Origin of the sequence: Pseudovibrio sp. Ad5, assembly GCF_001623095.1 — a bacterium.
GTDB lineage: Bacteria > Pseudomonadota > Alphaproteobacteria > Rhizobiales > Stappiaceae > Pseudovibrio.
Window position 1 is genome coordinate 151,373 of sequence record NZ_LMCH01000003.1, and the last position, 23,159, is coordinate 174,531.

Annotated in this window: 3 protein-coding genes; all 3 read left to right on the forward strand. The window is 52.0% G+C overall.

The window, feature by feature from the left end; genetic code table 11:
• Positions 1-295 precede the first annotated feature (295 nt).
• Genes PsAD5_RS02060 through PsAD5_RS02070 form a run of 3 tightly spaced genes read left to right on the forward strand, consistent with a single transcriptional unit; the run spans position 296 to position 23,151 of the window.
• Positions 296-8,596, forward strand: coding sequence for a non-ribosomal peptide synthetase (locus tag PsAD5_RS02060; protein ID WP_063290890.1), 8,301 nt, complete (start codon positions 296-298; stop codon positions 8,594-8,596).
• A gap of 36 nt (positions 8,597-8,632) precedes the next feature.
• On the forward strand, positions 8,633-19,033 hold the full coding sequence (locus tag PsAD5_RS02065) for a non-ribosomal peptide synthetase (protein WP_063290891.1): 10,401 nt from the start codon (positions 8,633-8,635) through the stop codon (positions 19,031-19,033).
• Positions 19,030-23,151, forward strand: a complete 4,122-nt coding sequence (locus PsAD5_RS02070; protein WP_063290892.1) for a non-ribosomal peptide synthetase — start codon at positions 19,030-19,032, stop codon at positions 23,149-23,151. Before PsAD5_RS02065 ends, PsAD5_RS02070 begins: the two co-directional genes overlap by 4 nt.
• The last annotated feature ends 8 nt before the right edge of the window (positions 23,152-23,159 follow it).

The window sequence follows — 23,159 nt, forward strand, 5'->3', positions numbered from 1 at the left end:
CCCTAGCTTGTCGATCATAACAATAATGAGATGCTCTCCCTCAAATATGAGTGGTTCATTTGTTTCCCCAGCACGCTAACAAGATGCCTTCAGATTCGAATTATAACTTGACTTTGTGATATATTAGAAAGAAAGTTTGAGCAATTAAAAATTTAATACCCGAGGCCTCAATGAATAAAATTCACCTTTACTTCCCTGAATCCGACCTAAACGGACGTGTGGACTGAGAGTAAGTACAAATAACTCTCAGTAATATAAATTTTTATTCAATTACACAATCAATGATAGTTGTTTCATGGAAGAAACCATTCCTCGCAACCAGGTTACGATGAACCCAGGTGACCTAGCCAATGTCGTGTCGCACATAGAACAAGTTGCGACGAAAAATGCTTCAAATCCAGCCTTAGTGGGGGATGGAAAGACTATCAGTTACCGCGAAATGCTTGGCGCAACAGCCCAACTTGCAAGCGTTCTGCAATCCAACGCGGTTGGGCCCGAAGTTACTGTTGCAGTGTGTATGCCTCGCACTCCAGAAGCCATAATAGCGTTGCTTGCCATTCATAAAGCTGGAGGAGTTTATGTCCCGCTGGACAATACTCTCCCACGCAAACGGCTTGAGTTCATGCTTAAGGACAGCAAGGCCAGTGTCGTTGTGTGCACTGACGAAACAGCGTCTCTTGTGAAGGAGTTATCTGCCGAGATACCGAACTCATTGCAGATCATTAATTATTCTAAGCTGGATCCAACTCCCTTCACTAGCAGCACAAGCCAATCGGTTAAACCAGATCAGCTTGCTTACATCATCTACACTTCAGGCTCTACGGGACAGCCCAAGGGTGTCATGATTGAGCATCGTGGTCTGCTAAATCTAGCCTTGGAGCAAGCGCGCTGTTTTGGTTTGGATGAGAGCTCTCGCGTCCTTCAATTCGCATCTTTAGGTTTTGATGCTTCAATATCTGAACTTCTGGTGAGTTTGTGCTGTGGAGCTCAGCTTCATTTTGCACCCGACGGCACGCTGTTAGCCGGAGATGCATTGAAGCACATTGTTAAAGACAGAAGTATTTCTCATCTAACAGTGCCTCCTTCTCTTGCCAGTCGCATGGACCCGTTGGATTACTCGAGCTTAAAGACAGTGGTGGTCGCGGGCGAGGCAATGCCGTGGTCACTCGTGGAACGCTGGTCCGGGCACGTTAACCTGATAAATGCATACGGTCCGACTGAAAACACTGTATGCGCAACACTTTACAAGAGCAGCGGTGAGACTGGTAGTTCGGATACGGTTCCGATAGGCAAGCCGATCTCAAACGTTGATGTCCATGTTCTCGATGATGATCTGAAACAAGTGAAAGATGGTGGGGTCGGCACCCTGTGGTTGGGCGGTATCGGGTTAGCCCGTGGATACAAGAACCAGCCAGATCTTACTGCGAAAGTATTCCGTTCCGTCCCCGGCATTGCAACTGGTCGGCTCTATAACACAGGAGACCGCGCGCGACGACTTGCAGATGGAACGCTGGAGTTCCTCGGTCGTCTGGATGAGCAGGTCAAGGTGCGTGGCTATCGTGTTGAATTGCAGGAAGTTGAGAAGTGTTTTTCTAAGCTTGAGTGCATAGAGCACGCTCATGTTACCGCGACAACAGCTTACTCAAAGGACCCGGAAATCCTCGCTTATTTCACTTCGCGAGATGGTGCTTTTGTCCCTGGGGTAGACGAGTTTAAAACGAACCTCTCCGCCTTCTTGCCAAACTATATGGTACCGAGCGCGTTTATTCACCTCGATGAGTTCCCTCTAAATGTAAATGGCAAGATAGATCGAAAAGCGCTTCCAGCTCCTGACAGATATGCCCGCGGCGCGCAGTCAAATGAGCTTCCAAACACAGAAACGCAGCAGATCCTCGCTGGTTTTTGGAAAGATTTGCTCCACTTCGAAACGGTCTTTTGTAATGACACACTTCAAACTCTGGGAGGCTCTTCCCTTGATGCTGTTCAGTTTCTCACGCGGTGCCGTGAACGGTTTGGTCCAGTCCTCTCACTAGAAGACGTATTTACCGGAAAGAAACTCAGCGAACTCGCGGCAAAAATCCAAACTTCAGAAGAACCAGACAGATCCGAGAGGTCTTTGACTGATTATGATCTGGAAAGAACCACCTTCCCCGTTTCTCATCAACAAAACGGAGTGTGGTTACTGGAAAAACTAACGCCGGGCTCTCTTGCATACAACGCTCAATGCCTGATCCGGATGCAGGGCAAAGTAGATGCATCCGCGTTACAGTCAGCATTGGACCTGCTTGTCGAGCGTCATGAGATTTTTCGCACCACGTTTCACGAAGATACTTCTGGTACGACCTGTCAGAAAGTTCATCAACCTGTGCCGGCCCAATTGGACCGAGTGGACCTGAAGACCTCAATGGATAGTCCAGAGCTCTGGCGGGCTGTTGATCGTGAGGTCTCAAAACCCTTTGACACCAGCCGCTTGCCGTTGGCTCGTTGGGTCTTGTTCAAGCTTGATGATGGCTCCTCCGCTCTCTTGCACATTGAACATCACCTTGTTCATGACGGTTGGAGCGCGAATATCTTTCTTTCAGAGTTTCTGGAGGCTTATGAGTCTTTCGCAGATGGAGCATTGCCCAATCTCGCGCCTGTCCCTGCCCAGTACCGGCATTATGTTGGATGGCAGCAGAGTAAAGATGCAGAAAAAACCTATGAAAAACAGCTGATCTATTGGAAAGAACAGCTCTCAGGCGCCAACTTTACTCTCGCTCTCCCAACAGATGCCTCACGCCCTGAAACGATGTCGTTCAAAGGCAAACAGTCCCGTTTGGAACTAGCAGGGACGCTGCTTCAAGAACTGGAAGCCTACTGCAAGGCCAGTGGTCACACAGATTATACTGTGCTTCTCGGTGTCTTCCATCTTCTACTCTCCCGCTACACAGGTCAAAAAGATCTACTCACAGGCAGCGCCGTCGCAAACCGGAAAACCAGCTTTTCAGAACATATGCTGGGCATGTTTGTGAACAGTGTCGTTATTCGCTCTGATCTGACTAACAACCCAAGTTTTTCGGAGTATCTGAACCGACTGCGAAGCACACTCTCCAACGCTTATGACAATGAAGAAGTGCCGTTTGAACGAGTTGTCCGAGCGCTGCAGCCTGAACGGGACCTTTCCAGAAACCCCATTTTCCAAGTTGGTTTTAGTTACCACAACTCAAAGGTACCAGAGCTTGCGCGAGATGATCTGAACGTCTCGCTGTACGAAGCCTACAGCAACAACTCTGCCAAATTTGATATTGAGGTGGTCATTCTACCCCGTTCCTCTGACAGCTCTGATATCCCGGCGCTGACTCTTTTGTGGAACTATGCGACAGACCTCTTTCAGCCTCAAACCATAGAACGCATGCAGGAAAATTTCTTCGCATTGCTGGAGCAGTGTTTATCTGAGCCGAGCCTGTCAGTTGCCAGTTTCAGCGCAGTTTGCGAAGAAGAACGAAATCATCTGCTCTCGCTCAGCGCGCCTACCCAACCGACCAAGACCAGTGCACCAAGTCCGGTCGTTCATAGACTGGAACAGCTCGCAAAATCCCAGCCTCAGCACACCGCGATCCTTCAGGATGAAACATCCCTTTCCTACGGCGAGTTAGAAAAGCAAGCGTCATGCTTGGCCATGAAGCTACGTGTTCATGGTGTAGGTAAAGAGAAGCTGGTCGGCGTTTGTATGGAACGAAACGCCGATTTGATCGTGGCACTGCTGGCAATCTGGAAAGCTGGTGGAGCATATCTTCCAATCGATCCCGCACTGCCAGAAGCGCGGAAGGCCTTTATTCTCCAGGACAGTGCGCCAGATTTGATCTTATGCTGCCGTGCAACGCACCAATCTCTTGCAAGTTTGCCAGACAATCAAAATCTCTATGTTTTTGAAGATCTTGCAGAAACCACAGACCACTCAGTGCCGATGGGTCCTACGCTGAAGCCTGTCTGCGCTGAGGATCTTGCCTATGTCATCTACACTTCAGGATCTACCGGGCAACCCAAAGGCGTTCAAATTGAACATCGGCACATTGCCCGATTGATTGACACCTGCCAGCCACTGTTCAACTTCACATCTTCTGATGTCTGGTCCTTCTTCCATTCCTACGCATTTGACTTTTCAGTTTGGGAGATATGGGGGGCTCTTTCTACGGGTGGCTCTGTTGCAATTGTGCCAGAGGATGTGCGCCGTGATCTCGCTCAGTTCTACGCTTTGTGCTGTAACCAAGGGGTAACAATTCTCAGTCAAACACCTTCCGCCTTTCGTGCTTTCATGACGGCACAGGCCGAAGCTGTCACGCCACATGCATTGCGCTCAGTGGTGTTTGGAGGTGAAGCCCTTGCAACGCCGATGCTCAAAAACTGGTTTGATAATCCTGGTAATGCGGGCTGTCAGATGGTGAACATGTACGGGATCACGGAAACCACCGTACATGTTTCCTACAAAGAGCTCACGGCTGAGAACATTCATCGCTATTCAGAAGGCAGCCCAATTGGTCGCCAACTGGATGACCTGAGCCTTCATGTATTGGATGATAACCTCATGCCTGTGCCCTTCGGTGCAGCCGGAGAGTTATATGTCGGTGGAGCTGGCGTTGCACGAGGCTACCTTAACCGTCCTGCCTTAAACGCGGAGCGGTTCATTGAGAATCCGTTTCTACTCGGTGATCGCCTGTATAGAACAGGGGATCTGGCTAGGTATGCAACTGACGGCACCTTGTTGTATCTGGGCCGCAACGACAGTCAGGTGAAAGTGCGCGGATACCGCATCGAACTGGGCGAAGTCGAAGCCGCTCTCGCCACCCACGATGAGCTTCAGCACGTTGTAATCACCTGCAGAAATGAAGCCACAAGCGATGCCCTGCTGGTCGCCTACTATGTGCCCGTGGCACAAAGAACAGGCTTGGACTCCAGCGCGCTACATTCTTTTGCAGCTAATCTTCTGCCAAACTACATGGTGCCCTCAGTATTCGTGGAGTTAGAAGCGCTACCGCTGACCCAGAACGGCAAACTGGACCACAAAGCGCTTGAAAGATACAACGTTACACAGACCAAAAGCAAAACCTTCGTAGGTCCAGACGGGGACCGCGAAACGCTGTTAGCTCAGGTTTGGGCGGATATCTTAAAGGTCAAACAGGTTGGCCGCTTTGACAACTTTTTCGAGCTTGGTGGTCACTCACTCTTAGCTGCAAGAGTGCAGGCCTCTCTGCATGCAAAAGGCTTCCATCTGGCAGCGGTGGATTTGCTACGCAGGCCAGTGCTCAAGGATCTTGCGCAACACATTCAATCCAGCGTTCAACAGAGCGCAACTGCTGGAAAAACCGGCACCAACCAAAGCCCAATGTCTATCTCCGGCCTTTCGCAAATGCAGATCGAGCATGTTGCAGGCTCGGTGCCCGGTGGCATCCAAAATGTAAAAGACATTTACCCTCTGACACCATTACAGGAAGGTATTTACTTCCATCATCGGCTTTCAGAACAAGGGGACCCATATCTGCTCTGGGGCCTGATGGCATTTGAGACCGCTGAAGCATTGCAGAGCTATCTTGTTGCCCTGCAGAAGGCCATGGATCGCCACGACATTTTGCGCACAGTGTTTGTGTCCGAAGGGCTGGAAAAGCCACTTCAGGTTGTTCTCAAGACTGTTGAGCTGAAAACCTGCGAGTTGGAGACTGATAGCCTCGAAGGGGCTGGAGATGCAGTTGCAAAGCTTCAGGCCTTGTTTGATCCACGAGTAACAAAAGTTGATCTTCGCGAGCCTTCCCTTCTTCGCGTTCATTATTGCTATGATGCTGACAACAAACGCTGGCTGGCTCTCAAACTGTTCCACCACATTATCGACGACAACACATCGCTCAAGCAGCTGAATGCTGAGGTCAAAGCATTCATGATGGGGCAAGGTGAGACGTTGCCTTCCCCTGTTCAATTTGGAAAATATGTTGCGTTCCAACAGGGTCAAAGCCGCAAGGAGGACACACACAACTTCTTTCGTGACCTGTTCACTGGGTTTGAAAGCGCCACGGCACCCTTCGGTCTTTCAGGTGAGCATGTTCATGGTGCGGATCTGGATACTGATAGCAGCAGTACCGACAGCGCGCTGACTGCAGACATCAGAGAACTTGCCAGCCGATTAGGGGTGAGTACAGCTTCAGTGTTTCATTTCGTCTGGGCTCTGGTCATGGCAAGGTGTTCTGGGCAGGAAGATATTTGCTTTGCCACAGTTCTCCTTGGTCGATTGCAGGGGCTCGAAAATGCTGAGCGGATACTGGGGCCCTTCATCAACACCCTCCCCTTGCGCATCCAGCTTGCTGACCGGGATTGGGTGAGTGCCCTTCGTGCTGTCCACCAGACACTTGTCGATCTGATGCACCACGAGTTCTCCTCGCTAACCGATGCGATTGAAGCCAGTGGAGTGGACCGTGCTACACCACTCATCACTTCGTTGATCAACTTTCGCCATGCCGAGCTTCTGTCGGATGGGTCTCAAGGCACCTCTCATCGCGACTTACCAGGCGCCACGTACCTCGCCGGCCATTATGGCACCAGTTACCCGTTCAACCTGACAATTGATGACTTCGGAGGGACATTCAAAGTCCAGACACAGGCCCCACATGGCTGCAATGCATCTGCGCTTTTGAGGATGATGCAGGAGGGCCTGCAACACCTCACAAAAATCTATCCAGAAGCTGAAACGACGCCAACACATCAACTTGTTGGTTTAGATCGGGATCTGGAGACCAAGCTCCTTGAATTTGCAGAAGGAGCAGAGTTTTCAGAGAGTTCAAACACACTCCATGGCGGCTTTGAAGTCGCTGCTGCGGCACGCGGTGATCAGGTTGCCTTGATCAATGATGAACTCCAACTCACTTATGCTCAGGTGAACAGCAGGGCCAACAAGCTTGCCAGATACCTGGTTTCCAAAGGCGTTGGATATCAAGACCGTGTTGCGGTATGTATGCAGAAATCCGCTGATGCCGTTATCGCACTCCTCGCCATCCTGAAAACCGGCGCAGCCTATGTCCCAATCGATGCAACCTATCCCTTTGAGCGCATCACTTATCTGATTGAAGACAGCGCTCCGGCTCTGGTTCTGTGTGATGATGTCACCCTGCCTCAAATGACAGAGACGGGTGTTTCTAAGAAGCTGATCAATCTGGATCAGCCTGATCCATGCTGGCAGGCGCTTGGCGAAGACAACTTGAATGCATCGGTTTCCCGCGAAGACACAGCTTATGTGATCTACACCTCTGGCACCACGGGCAAACCCAAGGGCGTGATGGTACCGCACAAAGGTCCCGCTAATCTCGTTGCATGGTTCCAGCAGCAAGGTCAAATCACCCAGCAAGACAGAGTTCTCTTGTCCACCTCTCTCACCTTTGACATCTCAGTGGTTGAGATATTCGCCAGCCTTACCTGTGGTGCAAGCATAATTGTGGCAGACCGCTCCCGCTTACTGGAAGGTTCGTATCTGGTTGAACTCATAGGTGAGTATCAGGTCACAGTCTGTCAGTTTGTCCCTTCTTTGTTGGGCTTCTTCCTGTCGTGTGAAGGGGCTGACACTTGCTCGAGCTTGCGGTCTGTGCTGTGCGGTGGTGAGGCCTTTTCTTCCTATCTGGCAAAGCGCTGTTTCGAAGTATTGGGGGCCGTACGGCTGCAGAACCTTTATGGACCTACTGAGGCAAGCATATATTGCACAGCGCAAGAGGTTGAACATCACGCAGATTATCCGCCAGTTGTTCCGATAGGTCGCCCCATCGCGGGCATGACTATGCATGTTCTAAATCAGCATCTGGCACTTGCCGCCCCCGGTGTGGCGGGGGATCTTTATGTTGCTGGGCCAGGTGTTGCCACCGGATACCTGAACCGCCCTGAACTCACAGCAGAACGTTTTATTGATAGCCCGTTCAAAGCTGGAGAGCGCCTTTATAAGACTGGTGATGTTGGGCGCTATCTGAAAGATGGCACTATTGAGTATTTGGGGCGAGATGACTTCCAGATCAAAGTGCGTGGCTATCGGATTGAACCCGGCGAGATCGAACATGCCTTGCGTCTGAGTGAGGGCGTGTCCAATGCTGTCGTCGTGGCCTACGAGGATCAGGCCAAAGACACGCAGCTGGTTGCCTATGTATGCCCTGATAAAGGCGTTGGCCAACTAGATCCTGCTGCATTGCGTACCATCCTTGCCAGCCAATTGCCGGAGTATATGGTGCCGGGGCTTTATGTGCAGCTGGATACCTTGCCTTTGACGTCTAACGGCAAAATAGACCGTAGCCAGCTTCCAAAGCCCGATAGCGGCAGTGTTCAGCCAATCACCAGTTACGTGCCTCCTGAAACCCCAATGGAAGAAGAGCTTGCGCGTATCTGGGCCGAGGTGCTGCAGCTGGAGCGTGTCGGCATACGCGACAACTTCTTCGACATTGGCGGACATTCTCTTCGTGCCACACGCATTATTGCCCGAATGCATGATGTGTTGGGAATGGAGGTGCCGCTGCGCATCTTTTTCGAGCGCCCCACCATTGAGCAGACACTCGATTACATTTTTGAAGAGCTGGAAGCAGCCGAAGAATATTCCTGACGCAGAAGCAGATTGTCAGCGTCATTGGGAGGAATCATGCAGGACGAATTAAACAAGCGCAAACGTCGCTCTCTCACACCAGAGCAGCTTTTGAAGATGCGCCAACGCAGCACGCTCACAGCAGCTCCGCGTGATCAAGCCCCCCTGCCTTTGTCTTTTGCGCAGGAAAGGCTCTGGTTCCTCTCTCGCATGGAAGGCATCAATTCAGCCTATCATCTGACCCTTGGCTTGCGCCTTCGTGGCGAGTTAAACGTGACATACCTGCAAAGCGCGCTAGACCAGCTGATAAACCGTCATGAAGGCCTGCGTACAGTCATTACAGATGATAACGGGGAGCTGTCTCAAAGCTTCTCACCCCGTACCTGTGGCTTTCCCCTTCGCTTGCTCAAAATTGAGGTCGATAGCGACCCAGAAACAGAGATCTGCCGTTTGGCAGAAGAAGAAAGCACACGGTCGTTCGATCTGCTGCAAGGACCGTTGGCTCGCTGTTGTCTTATCCGGATCAACGAGACCCATCACGTGTTGCTGCTGGCATTGCATCACATCATTTCAGATGGGTGGTCCAACGGCCTCCTCCTCAAAGAGTTGGGTGAAAACTACTCTCATCTGGTAGAGGCAGGAACACCAATCGAGCGGGAAACACCCGATCTTACATACGCCGATTATGCCGTATGGCAGAAACAGCCGGAGCAGCTCAAAAAATTTGATGAGCAGAAGACTTATTGGAAAGAAACGCTTGCCGATGCTCCCGAGCGTTTGCTGTTACCAACGGACCAGCGGCGACCTGCTCAGCAAAATTTTGCGGGTGAACTTCTGCCGTTGGAGTTAGGCCCTGAGTTGAGTGAAAAGGTGCGCCAATTGGCGCGCAGCACGGGCTCCACCCCTTATTTGTTACTCATGAGTGCCTATGCAATCGTGCTCTCCCGTTTGTCTGGACAAGAGGATCTGGTCATTGGCACCCCATCTGCCAACCGTGTCCGCAAAGAGCTGGAAGAGATGGTGGGCCTGTTCGTGAACACACAGGCTTTGCGCTTTGATTTGAGCGAAAACCCCACAGTAAGTCAGCTACTTGCCCAGATGCGAGGCATTTTCCTCGACAGTCAGGACAATCAGTCTCTCCCTTTCGAGCAGGTGGTGGAAGCGCTCAGTCCTCAACGGTCCTTATCCTACACACCACTTTTCCAGGTCATGTTCGCATGGCAAAACACAGAGGGTGGAACAACCCAATTCGCTGGTTTGGAATTGGACACTGTACAGCTGCCTCGCACCGCCTCCCAGTTCGATATTACACTTGAGCTGGTGGACAATGGCTCAAACATCTCCGGCGGCCTGGAATACGCGACAGCTCTGTTTGACCGCCAAACCATAGTTCGGCTTGCAGGTTATGTGTTACAGGCAGTGAAAGCCATTTGCGCAGACCCGGAACAGGCAGTCGCCGTACTGCCACTTATGGATGCAGCCACACATACAGCAACATTAGAAGCTTCCCGTCTTCCATCTATGGATGTACCGGCAGCAAGCGCCATCCATCTGCCGTTTGAAGAGGCCGCTGCAGCCCACGGCGATCGGGTTGCATTGATCGGCAATGAGATCGAACTCTCTTATGCTCAACTGAACAGTCAGGCCAACAAGCTCGCCAGATACCTGCGCTCTAACGGCGTTGCAAATCAGGACCGGATTGCGGTGTGCATGCGTAAATCCGCAGACGCGGTTATCGCCTTGCTTGCTGTCCTGAAAACTGGCGCTGCCTACATTCCAATTGATGCGAACTATCCCCCTGAGCGGATCAACACGCTTGTACAAGATTGCCAGCCCACAGTCATTCTGGCCGATATGCGTGGTCAGGAGCAGTTGGATCAACTCACCAAGCTGCCTGCCCAGACTATTAATATTGAGAGGAGAAGAGATGAATGGGCTTCTCAGGATGAACGCGATTTAGATGTTCAAGTCGCGCCTGACCAACTGGCCTATATCATCTACACGTCCGGTTCGACAGGACAACCCAAAGGCGTCATGGTCGATCATCGTGCGATCTGGACTGTCAGGGACGCGTGGAGCAGCCTTTACGACTTCAAAGAACCACCATGTGTTTTGCAGATGGCAAGTTTTTCGTTTGATGTTTTCACTGCAGACATTGTCCGCGCCCTCACTTTTGGAGGCAGGCTTGTCCTGGTGGATCAGGACGAGTTGGTAGACAGTACCGCCCTTCTCACAAAAATTGAGCAGCATCAGATAACATTCGGTGATTTTGTTCCAGCAGTTTTGGACAATCTTACAACACACGTGCAGACGATCGGAAAACAGTCAACCAGCCTCAAAACTGTCGTGTGCGGTTCTGATCGTTGGTCCTCCAAAGGTGCTTGCGAAGCACGAAAGGTCTTCGGGCCAACAGTGCACATCATTCATGCTTACGGCTTAACCGAAACCGCCATTGATTGCCTCGTACTCAGCTTACCTGAGGAGATTTCTCCGAACACTACTCTGAGTCTCGGTACTGCACTCAAGAATTATCAGGCCTTGCTTTTGGACACTTCCGGCCAACCTGTCCCCGAAGGGGTTGTTGGAGAAATCTGTATTGCCGGATCTGGTTTGGCACGCGGCTATTGGAACGCACCTGAACTCACGAAACAAAAGTTTACCGATGTATCAATTGGTGATGGCCTGAGGATCTTCAAGACAGGAGATTTAGGCCGTCAGCTACGTGATGGGACAATCGAGTTTTTAGGGCGGAATGACCGGCAGGCAAAACTCCGCGGTTTTCGCGTCGAGCTTGGTGAGGTTGAAGCTGCTCTTGAAGCTGATGAACGCGTCACATCAGCCATTTGTGTTGTAAGGCCTCACACCAGCGGCGAACAGCTTCTCGCCTATGTCGTCCTTGCGGATAATGTAGGAACTGAAGTTCCTCAAGCACTGAAAGCAAGCCTGAGCCAAAAACTCCCACACTTCATGGTTCCTGCCTGGATCACCGTCGTCGACAAGGTACCACTCACTCCCAATGGCAAAGTCAATCTGAAAGCCCTCCCGGACTTTGATCTGTCCACGCTCTCACAAACAGAGTTTGAGCCTCCACGAACAGGCAGAGAAACGGAACTCAGCCAGATCTGGTGCGATGTACTCGGTGTCGCCAATATTGGGCGCAACGATAATTTTTTTGCTCTGGGCGGACATTCTTTGCTTGCAGTACGGTTAGCTCAACGTATCCGTGAAGCAACTGCCGTCGAAGTCCCGGCAACAATTGTTTTCACGGCCCCAACGCTGGCCTCTCTCGCCGAGGCGATAGACAGCCAGACACGCACCGCAAAAAGACAGATTGAGCCCGCAGACAGAACACAGAACCTACCGCTTTCCTCCTCTCAGCAACGCTTATGGTACCTGGCAGAAATGGAGGGCCAGAGCGAAGCCTACCATATGCCATTGGTTCTGGAGCTGAAGGGAGAGTTGGACGTCTCAGCCCTGTCTCAAGCAATTGAGAAAATCGTTGCACGGCACGAGGCTTTGCGGACGTGTTTCAGTCAGAAGAACGGGACCGCCTATCAGGACATTCAGCCAGCAACTGTTTGGCGGAGGGGGGCGGCTACGCAAGTGGCTGCGAATGAGACGTTACAAGATCATGTCGCCCGTTTGATCTCTGTCCCCTTTGACTTGGAGGCGGGTCCGCTGTTCCGTACAGATCTCCTGCGCTGTGACGAGAACCATCATGTGCTGGTGATTGTTATGCACCACAGCATTTCAGATGCTTGGTCCATGGGTATCTTCAGCAGGGAACTGAGTGTGCTTTATTCTGCTCTGTCCCAACATCAGGATACCAAGCTCCCCGATTTGCAGATCCAATATGCAGACTTCGCGCAGTGGCAGAGCATTGAGTTGAAAAATGGCTCATGGGACCAGCAAAAGCACTATTGGAAGTCCAGGCTCAAAGATGCACCTGTACTGCTGGAGCTGCCAACCGATCATCCAAGACCAAAGCGTCAATCCTTCAAAGGCACCGCAGTCCCATTGAATCTGGAGCCATCCTTAACTCAGAAGGTGAAGGAGCTTGCTGCATCCAATCGGATCACGTTATTTACCAGTCTTCTTGGGACGTGGGCGCTGACTCTGGCCAAGCTTTCAGGACAAAAAGATATCGTTGTGGGCAGCCCGGTCGCCAACAGAGATCATTCACAACTCGACAACATGATTGGTTTCTTCGCCAACACACTGGCCTTGCGGGTGGAGGCCAATGAAAGCCTTACCTTGAAAGAGTACCTGTCGCAGGTGCAGACCACTGTTTTAGAAGCACAACAAAATCAGGACCTTCCCTTCGAACAGGTGATAGAGCATATCAACCCGCCGCGAAGTCTTGCGCACTCCCCCTTATTTCAGGTGATGTTTGCCTGGGAGGGAGAGAACAACGACCGGTTCGAACTTCCCGGCCTTGCTGTTGATGTTCTTCCTCACCACCATGGCGGTGCCAAGTTTGATCTGCTGTTGTCGCTTCAGGAAAGAGACGGCCAGCTGAAAGGCGCTATCGAGTTTGCAAGCGACCTGTTTGAGCCAGAGACCGTCACTCGCATTGCAAAGTACTTCGAGCATGTTCTCACCCAAATGGTGGCAGACGCAACGACGAAGCTTAGTGCCGTAAGCCTGTTGAGCGAAGAGGAACGAACGCTGGCGCTGGATGCATGGCAACAGCCTTCTGTGCCTTACTCTGAGTTTGAATGCATCAGCAGACGCATTGAAGAACACGCCGCTTGCACACCAACAGCCACAGCGCTGATCTTCGGCCAGACAAAACTCAGATACGACGAATTAAACACACACGCTAATCGGTTTGCCAATGCACTTGTGCAGGAAGGCATTCGCTCACAAGCAAACATCGCACTATGTGTAGACCGATCACCGGAAATGATCATCGCACTGCTGGGTATCTTAAAGGCAGGTGCTACCGTTGTGCCGCTGGATCCAGCTTACCCTGAGGCCCGCCATCAGGCCATCTTGCAGGATGTTAAGCCTGATCTCGTCATAACTACAGATGCGTTAAAGCCCAAACTGCCAGTCGAATTTGCGAGTGCAACAGTCACTCTTGCAGAGCTTGCACAAAAGAGCCAACATATTTCGGCGGAGAATACGGGGCTTACCCCTGCCCCTCTTGACCCGGCCTATGTCCTTTACACCTCCGGGTCTACAGGCAAACCAAAAGGCGTGGTGCAGACCCACCGCACCCTGCGCAATCTGGTCAATTGGCAACTTAAACAGGTTCCGTCAGAAAGAGCCCCGTCGCGCATTCTCCAATTTGCCTCCCTCAACTTTGATGTGGCCTTTCAGGAGATTTTCTGCACGTTGTGTCAGGGCGCAAGCCTTGCGCTGCTGAGTGATGACCAGCGCAAAGACATCGGCAACCTTGCAGGCTTCATCAAGTCCAACGGCATTGAGCGCGCCCACTTGCCCTTTGCGGTACTGCAACAGATGGCAGGTCTTTTTGAGGCTAAACAGCTGCCGGATGGCCCTGCTTGTGAAGTGATCACCGCTGGCGAGGCACTGCTGGTCAATGACAGCCTGCGGCAACTCCTTAAAGCACTGGGAGGGCGCTATTTTTACAACCAATACGGCCCCACTGAAACCCATGTGGTGACCCAACACGTTCTGGATTGTGCGCGCATGGAGGATTGGCCAGCCTCCCCGCCCATCGGCAAGCCCATGGAGAACACCAGTGTGTTTCTTCTGGATGAAGGCATGCGACCTGTGCCTCCCGGAACGATTGGAGAGCTGTATGTGTGCGGAGACAATCTGGCTTTAGGCTACTTTGGTCAGGAAGAACTAACCGCAGAACGATTTGCCACGCACTCATTCGCCTCTCATGACGCGCAACGCTTTTATCGTACCGGTGATTTGGCAGCCTACCTGCCAGATGGCAGCCTTACCTTCCATGGCCGTGCAGATGATCAGGTGAAATTCCGTGGGTTCCGGATCGAGCCGATGGAGATCACGAACTGCATCTTACAGATGGATGGCATTCTGGAAGCCGCCGTGATTTTGGACAGGCAAGCAGGCCCCGAGCATGCCCGGCTCGTCTGTTACTTCGTCGGCACAAGACCCGCTGACACATTGCGGGCAGAGCTGAAAGCTCGTTTGCCGGACTACATGAACCCAACGGACTGGATGCCTCTGGAAGAGTTGCCAATTACCCGGAACGGCAAGCTGGATCGCAGAGCTTTGCCATCTCCTGTCCGTACAGGGAGTACAGACTATGAAGTACCACTGCCGGGGCTTGAAGCAGATATTGCTCAGATTTGGCAGGTGGTGCTCAAGGTGGAACAGATTGGCCGCACCGACAATTTCTTTGACCTTGGCGGGCATTCTTTGCTGGCGACCCGCCTGATCCATGCAATAAACAAAGAGCTGTCACTCGGCCTGTCCCTTAGTGATCTTATTGAAAACCCGACACTTGTTGATCTGGCTGCCTCGTCCAATACCAACACCGGCAAGGCAGAACACTCAGCGCTGCAAATCCATGCAGATGAAGCAAACCGGTATGAACCATTTCCACTCACGGACATCCAGCAGGCTTACTGGGTTGGCAGGGATGACAGTTTAGGGCTGGGCGGCGTCAGCGCTCATGCTTATGAGGAAATTGAGATCCCTCACCTTGATCTTGAGAGATTCAACGCTGCTTTGAACAGGCTGATCCTTCGGCACGATATGCTGCGAGCTGTTTTTGCCAGCGATGGTACCCAGCGCATATTGGAGGATGTTCCTGAATACATCATCCAGACTGACGACGCTCGTGGTCGCAGTGAACGTGTCGTGGAGCGCATCATCTCAAGAAACCGGGATGCCATGTCGCATCAGGTTCTGGATGCGGGAACATGGCCGCTTTTCGAGTTCCGGGCCGTGCAGCTTGAGAATGAGATAACTCGGCTACACATTTCCATGGATGCGTTAATCGTAGATGCTGCCAGCAGCCAGATTTTCTCACGCGAACTGGCTACCTTCTATGAGGACCCGCAGGCAGAACTTCCGAGGATTGAAATCACGTTCCGCGACTATGTGGTGCAGGAACTGGCGATGCGGGAAGACTCCCGCTATGCGGTTTCTCTGAAGTACTGGCAAGACCGCTTGTCGGCTCTTGCTGCAGCACCGGAACTGCCACTTGCAAAACAGCCAGAGGCCATCAGCAATCCCCGGTTCACACGCAGACAACTTGTTTTGGAAAAGGCCAAATGGTCAACGATCAAAGCAAAGGCACGAAAGCATGGTGTCACCCCCTCCGGCTGTCTGCTGACAGCATTTGCGCAGGTGCTGGCTAAATGGAGCCAGTCGTCCCGGTTCACACTCAGCTTACCTGTGTTCAATCGCCAACCGCTCCACCCCCATATCAACCGCCTCATCGGCGACTTCACGTCTATTGTTTTGCTGGAAGTTGGCTCGGACCCATCAAAGAGCTTTTCTGACAATGCAAAAGCAGTCCAGCGCCAACTCTGGAAGGATATGGATCATAGCGAAGTCAGTGGTGTACGGGTTCTGCGGGAACTCACGCGCCTGCGTGGTGAGCAGCAAACGGGAATGCCCATCGTCTTCAACAGCACCCTTGTGGAGATGATCCCGGATCAGGAGGAAATTACGCTTTCCTCCGCATTGGACGCTCAAAATGTACATACCATCACCCAAACACCACAGGTGTGGCTGGACCACACCATCATGGAGATTGATGGCGAGCTACATTTCAACTGGGACAGCATAGACGAGCTGTTTCCAGAGGGCATGATGCAGGACATGTTTGATGCCTATTGTGCTCTGCTTGAAGAGTTGGTCACCTCTGATCACTGTCAACAGCAAGTCCCCCAGCACTTTCCTGTCTGGAACGCTGAGCGCGCACTTTCACAACATTGGCCATTGATGCATGAGCTGTTTGAAGAACAAGCGCTCAAAACACCAGCTGCTCCTGCCGTGATCTGCGGCGATCTGGTTCTCTCTTACAAACAAGTCCGCCATCGTGCCCGTAATCTTGCCACTCTCCTGCAACAGAAGGGCCTGGCAAAAGGTGATCTGGTTGCCATTCAGATGCGGACCGGGTGGGAACAGAGTGTGGCTGCCCTCGCCATCCTATATGCAGGGGGCGCATATCTTCCAATCGACCCGGACCTGCCAGCCAATCGCATTAAAGGCATATTGCAACGGACCGAGTGCGGGCTCGTATGCGTTAAGACAAGCCAGAGTGACAAGCAGAAGGGGCTTCCTGCGCTTGCTCAAACGGTTGATGTGGGCGGGGAACTGGATGCCTTAAGCGATGAGAAGCTGCAGGAATTTGATACACAGCCGGATGACCTTGCCTACGTGATCTTTACTTCAGGTTCCACCGGGGAACCCAAGGGGGTCATGATCGATCATCGCGGAGCAGTTAATACGCTCCTCGACATCAACCGCCGCCTAAACGTGCAGCCAGAAGATCGTGTGTTTGCCATCTCTGCATTGGGCTTTGATCTCTCAGTCTATGATATTTTTGGATTGCTGGCGGCAGGTGGTTCCTTAGTATTGCCCAATGAGGGTGAGGCAAAAGACCCTGCCCATTGGCTGGAGTGCCTCATTCGTCACAAGGTCACAATCTGGAATTCTGCGCCAGCTTTGCTTGGTGTGCTGACAGATTATGCTCAAAGCGACTACAAAGTTCTCGGCTCGCATTTGCGTCAAGTGATGTTGTCTGGTGACTGGATTCCACTTTCACTGCCCAAGCGGGTGCGTGCGCTCGCCCCGAACGCACGTGTCTTGTCTTTGGGTGGAGCAACTGAAGCCTCCATTTGGTCCATCTGTTTCTCTGTTCAGGATATCGCGCCACATTGGAAGAGCATCCCCTACGGTAAAGCGCTGGACAACCAACAATTTTTTGTTCTGGATGAAGCGCTGGCCCCTCGCCCCTGCTGGGTCACTGGTGAGCTGTACATCGGTGGCATTGGACTAGCGAAGGGCTATTGGGGGGACGAAGATCAAACCAACCATCGTTTCATCACCCACCCCAAAACCGGCGAACGTTTGTACCGCACTGGCGATTTGGGGCGCTATATGCCGGATGGGAACATAGAGTTTCTTGGGCGCGTGGATACTCAGGTCAAGGTGCAGGGTTTCCGCATCGAGCTTGGTGAGATCGAAACGGTGCTCAATGCCCATAAAGCCGTAAAAACCTCAGTCTTTAAGATGTTTGGCGAGGCACAAGGCGATAAGCAACTTATTGGCTATGTGGTTCCGGAAGAACGCGGTGTCGAGATCGACGCCCTTCTGGATCATTTACGCGCCCACCTGCCCCACTACATGGTTCCCTCTTCTCTCCTTGAGATTGAGCGCCTTCCGATTTCTGCAAACGGCAAAATTGATCGGAAGCAACTGCCGGAACCACGCAGTGAGATACAAGCTGAGCTAAGCTTCGAACCGCAAGGGGAACAGGAAGAGAAAATCCACGAGATTATCTCTCAGATCTTGAAACTGGATCACGTCACTCCCGAGGATAATTTACTGCAGCTGGGAGCGACCTCTATCGATATCACGCGCATTTCAAACGCGTTGTCGAGCACGCTCTCGTTCCGCCCACCACTTGCAAAGTTTATGGGCAGCCCAAGCCTTGCAACGCTCCTTGCCATGTATCGGGAGCAGTTTGGTCAGGTGGCGGGAGAAGCGCAACCTGCCGCAACAAATTCCGCAATTGCCACCCTTGAAGACCCGCTGCAGCGACAGTCTTTCAAAGACCGTAATGTTGGATTGCGCAAGTTTGATCAGCAACATGGCGTGCATCAGTTGGAACACTCCAGCTCTCCTGAGTTCGACGAATTTGACGCCTACCGGTCGGTGCGTCAGTTCATTTTGGATCCTGTCCCCAAAACCCGATTTGAGGCCCTCCTCTCTGCATTACGGCGTAATCAGAACCAAGAGGCACCAAAGCACTTGTTTGCAAGCGCGGGAGGGCTCTATCCGGTGCAAACCTACCTTTACATCAAACCCGGTCGTGTGTTGGGCCTGGAGGGTGGGGCCTATTATTACGATCCTGAAAAACATGCCTTGATTTCGACAGCAAATGGCAAGGCACTGACCCCGGATGCCTATGATTATTTCGTGAACCGGCCAGTTTTTGAAGAGGCTGCCTTCGCGCTTTTCTTCATCGCCGAGCGGCAGGCAATCGAACCCCTTTATGGCGAGATGAGCGAGCAGTTCTGGTTGATCGAAACAGGTGCAATGGCACAGCTGTTGACCATGCGTGCCCATGAAGCGGGATTAGGCCTGTGCGGCATCGGCTCCATAGATGAGACGGTTTTGACGAAGCTGTTCCGGTTGGGGCCTACTCATAAGCTCATCTATTCCATGATCGGCGGCACACCCACCAGTGAGCAAAACCGGCTACACACCATAGAGACCTTCGGGACTGCGCTTGCCTCCTCAATGGATGAAGATGAAATGGAGGAGTTTGAAATATGAAAGCTCAACAACTGCTTGATTATTTTGCCCAGCACAATGTGAGCCTCCAGACTGATGGAGAAAAGCTTCGTTTCAAAGCGCCAAAGGGGTTTCTGGGAGCTGATCTTGCCGCCGCTCTGAAAGCAGAAAAGTCAGAGCTGATTCATCTGCTGCAACAACATGCATCAGAAAGGCAGGCTGAAGGTGTCCCTCTTTCACCATCACAACGCCATTTGTGGTTCTTGCATCAATTGGAGCCAGAGAGTCCGTTTTACAATAACCCCGTTGCGCTCAAAGTTTCCGGGATACTCGAGTTGGAAACTCTGCACCACGCTGTAAATGCTGTTGTTGCGCGTCACGACATGCTCCGAGCGAGGCTCAGCACAAGCAACGGAACGCCTACACAAACTTTTCCAGAACCTGCTGACCTGCCCTTTGACCTCTTGAACCTTTGCCGTCTGAATGACGAAAAACAGGCGGAGGCGCTCAATGAACGGGTCCAGCATGAGGCAAGCCAACCGTTTGATTTGGAGCGCGGCCCGCTCGTGCGCTCAAGTTACATAAAGCTTGCAGATGAAGAACACGTATGGCTCGTAAACCTGCACCACATTGCCGCTGATGGCTGGTCCATCGGTTTATTTTTCAACGAAGTTACCGCTCATTACAACGCTTATCATAAGGGCATCTCGCCTGACCTTCCCCCTCTGTCCATGCAGTACGCCGATTATGTGCAGCATCATAAAACCGAGCGCAATTCGTCCAGAGAGCAGCAACAGATCCAGTATTGGACTGACAAGCTTGAGAACCTGCCAGACTTACTTGAGCTACCCACGGATTTCCCTCGCCCGGCAGAACAGACACATAACGGTGCTCACTTTGAACTCACGCTTGATGATAACTTGAGTGGCCGCCTGCGACTTTTTTGCAAAAAGCGTTCAATCACGCCATTTGCGCTCTATCTGGCCGGATTTGCCGCCCTCTTATGGCGCTACAGCAAACAGGAAGACATCTGCATTGGCACCTCTTTTGCCAACCGCCATCTGGCAGAGCTGGAGCCTCTGATCGGGCACTTCATCAACACGCTCGCACTCAAAACGCATGTCACAGCCACAAGCACCTTTGCTGAGCTGGTAACGCAGTCGCAAACAACCATTCTGGAAGCGCTGGACAATCAGGATTTACCTTTTGAGAAAGTAGTCGAAGCTGTAAATCCGGAACGCTCACCAGCTCACTCGCCTCTGTTTCAGGTCATGCTGATTTATCAGAACCTGCCGGGGGGAGCGGCTCAAATGGATGGTGTTGAAATCGAAACTCTGGCAACAGACAGCCAGACAGCAAAGTTCGATATCACACTGGAAGTATTTGAACGAGGCTCCACGTTTAGCCTTGGCTTTGAGTACAACAAAGATCTGTTTACGCATTCCCGCATCGCGCGAATGGCCAGTCACCTCACCAGCTTCCTCTCAAATGCTATTAAAACGCCGGAAGAGCATCTCGGTGTGATTGATTACATCACGCCCGAAGAAAGACATCTGTTAACGCAGGTATGGCCTCACGGAGCGCGGCACGCGTTAAGCTCAACGTGCATTCACAAAGCATTTGAGGCTCAATGCGAGCATTCACCCGAAGCACCTGCACTCGTGTGCGGCGAAGACGTGTGGAGCTACGCCAGTCTCAACACCAAAGCAAATCAAGTTGCCCACCACCTGAAGGAACTTGGTGTTACTGAGGGAAGTCCAGTGGGCCTGCTCTTTGAGCGGTCCAGCGAGTTGGTGATAGCCATGCTTGCCGTGCTCAAGGCGGGTGGTCACTTCATTCCGTTGGAGCCCGGACTGCCAATCAAGCGTCTTGAGTTTATGGTGCAAGACAGCCAGCCCAAACTGATCCTCACCCACCCAGAGGCATCGGAAGCGGTCACCAGACTCAAGGGCCATTGTGACGTAAAAGTCTTATCACTGGATACAGAGCAACTATCCAAAATCACTCAATCCTTCGGCGCTGATAATTTGCCAGCTAACGGTATAAGCACCGAGGATCTTGCCTATATCATCTACACGTCAGGAACCACCGGCGTTCCAAAAGGCACCAATCTCACACACAAGGGCTTGGTGAACCTCGTAGAGTGGAGCAATCGCGCATTTCCAGGCAAGTCCGGTGATGCTCTTTTGCAGAAGACGCCGATGGGATTTGATGCGGCGATCTGGGAATTCTTCTGGCCGTTATGCTCTGGTGCATCGCTGGTGCTGGCTCCGGCTCATGCTCACACCTTTCCTGCAGAGCTGGCAAAGATCTGTGCATCTCATTGTATCACCAGTATCCAGTTCGTTCCCGCGATGCTGGATCTGTTTCTTGACGAACCGGAGACTGCCCAATGCACCCAACTGCGCAATGTGTTTTGCGGTGGTGGTGAGTTGAGCGGTGCACTTATGCGCAAGTTCTCCAGCAAGCTGCCGTGGGCGACACTGCACAATGTTTACGGTCCGACTGAATGCACCGTAGACAGCACCTGGCATAGTGTGAAGCCGGAAGATCTGGACAAACCTTCAGCCCCCATCGGCAAGCCCATATCGAACGCAAGGGCTTACCTGCTTGATGAGAGCATGTCGATTGTCCCGATCGGACTGGTTGGCGAGCTTTACATCGGCGGTGCCGGCCTCTCCTCTGGCTATCTTAACGCCCCGCAGCAACAAGCATCAGCGTTCATTACCAGCCCATTCAACTCAAGTGAACAGCTCTACCGTACCGGCGATCTTGCCTACTATGATGAACAAGGTCAGTTGGTTTTTGCAGGCCGCAAAGACAACCAGATCAAGCTGAATGGCTTTCGCATCGAGCTGTCAGAGATTGAAGCTGTCCTCCGACAATATCCCGAATGCCGCAGCTGTGCCGCGCTCGTGGCTCAGCAAGAGGGTGGTACTGCTCAACTGGCACTTTGCTACACCACATCAGACGGTTCTCCCCTCGTAGAAAGTGACCTTCGTCGTCATCTGGCAGAAGCGCTTCCGGACTACATGCTTCCTCATATTCTGCTGCATTTGGAAACACTTCCTCTCACCAATAACGGCAAGATTGATTATTCCAGCCTAAAGGCATCTGTGCTGGCCCATGAGGCCGTGTTTAAGGTCAATCAGGAAAGCCCACGCGATCATATAGAGCTCCAGATCTATAACATCTGGAAGGAAGTGCTTCTCCATCCCTCCATTGGAATCAGCGACAGTTTCTTCCATGTCGGCGGCTCTTCCATCGCAGCGATCAAGGTGGCTCATCGGGTTGGTGAGACGTTCAAAATTCAAGTCCCGCCCAAAACATTCATTTTAAATCCGACAGTAGAGGCGCTTGCCAGTTGGATACGAACCGGAGCTGCGGAAGAGAACTCCCGCGACAACCTCATTACGTTCCGCGAAAGCCAAAACGGCGAGCATGTCGTGTGCGTTCATCCTGCTGGTGGGACAGCCTTTTGCTATCTGTCTCTTGCGAAGATCCTGGCTGATGACATTGGCGTTTATGGTCTGCAATCACCTGGCCTCAATTCGGGAGAGGAAACTCTCCCCTCCATAATGGCCATGGCCAACGCCTATCTGGAACGTATTGAACACATCGCACATGAAAAGATTGTCCTCACCGGCCTGTCGTTTGGAGGCTACGTTGCCTATGAGATGGCCCGGCTTCTGAAAGCCCGTGGCAATCACAATGTTAGCGTCATTCTTCTGGACACTCAGGGGTTTGAGGAGCATGAGCGCCAGAGCCTTGCACCAGTGGATCTTGCAGAGTTTCGAGACAAGCTGGTGAAGTTCAACGGGATGTATCCGGGCATCGATGACGAGCAAATCAAGCGCTACCATCAGGTTTACAATCACAATCGGGCCTGTGTGCCGGATTATGACTGCCAGCCATTGGACGCGCGAGTTGTGTTCATTCAGGCGCTTGGCTCACTCAACAAAGGCTTCCTGCATCAACTGCGTCAGTTTTGGATTGAAAGAGCCACAGGCGGCTTCATGACAAGGCTGGTTCGGGGGGACCACTGGGAACTGCTTGAATCAGAAGAAATACAGCGTGTCAAAAAAGCGATTTCCTATGAGTTTCAATTATTTGAGCGGCAAACCACCTTTCCTGCCGTTCCTATGCAGATAGACGCTTAGAGGCTTAC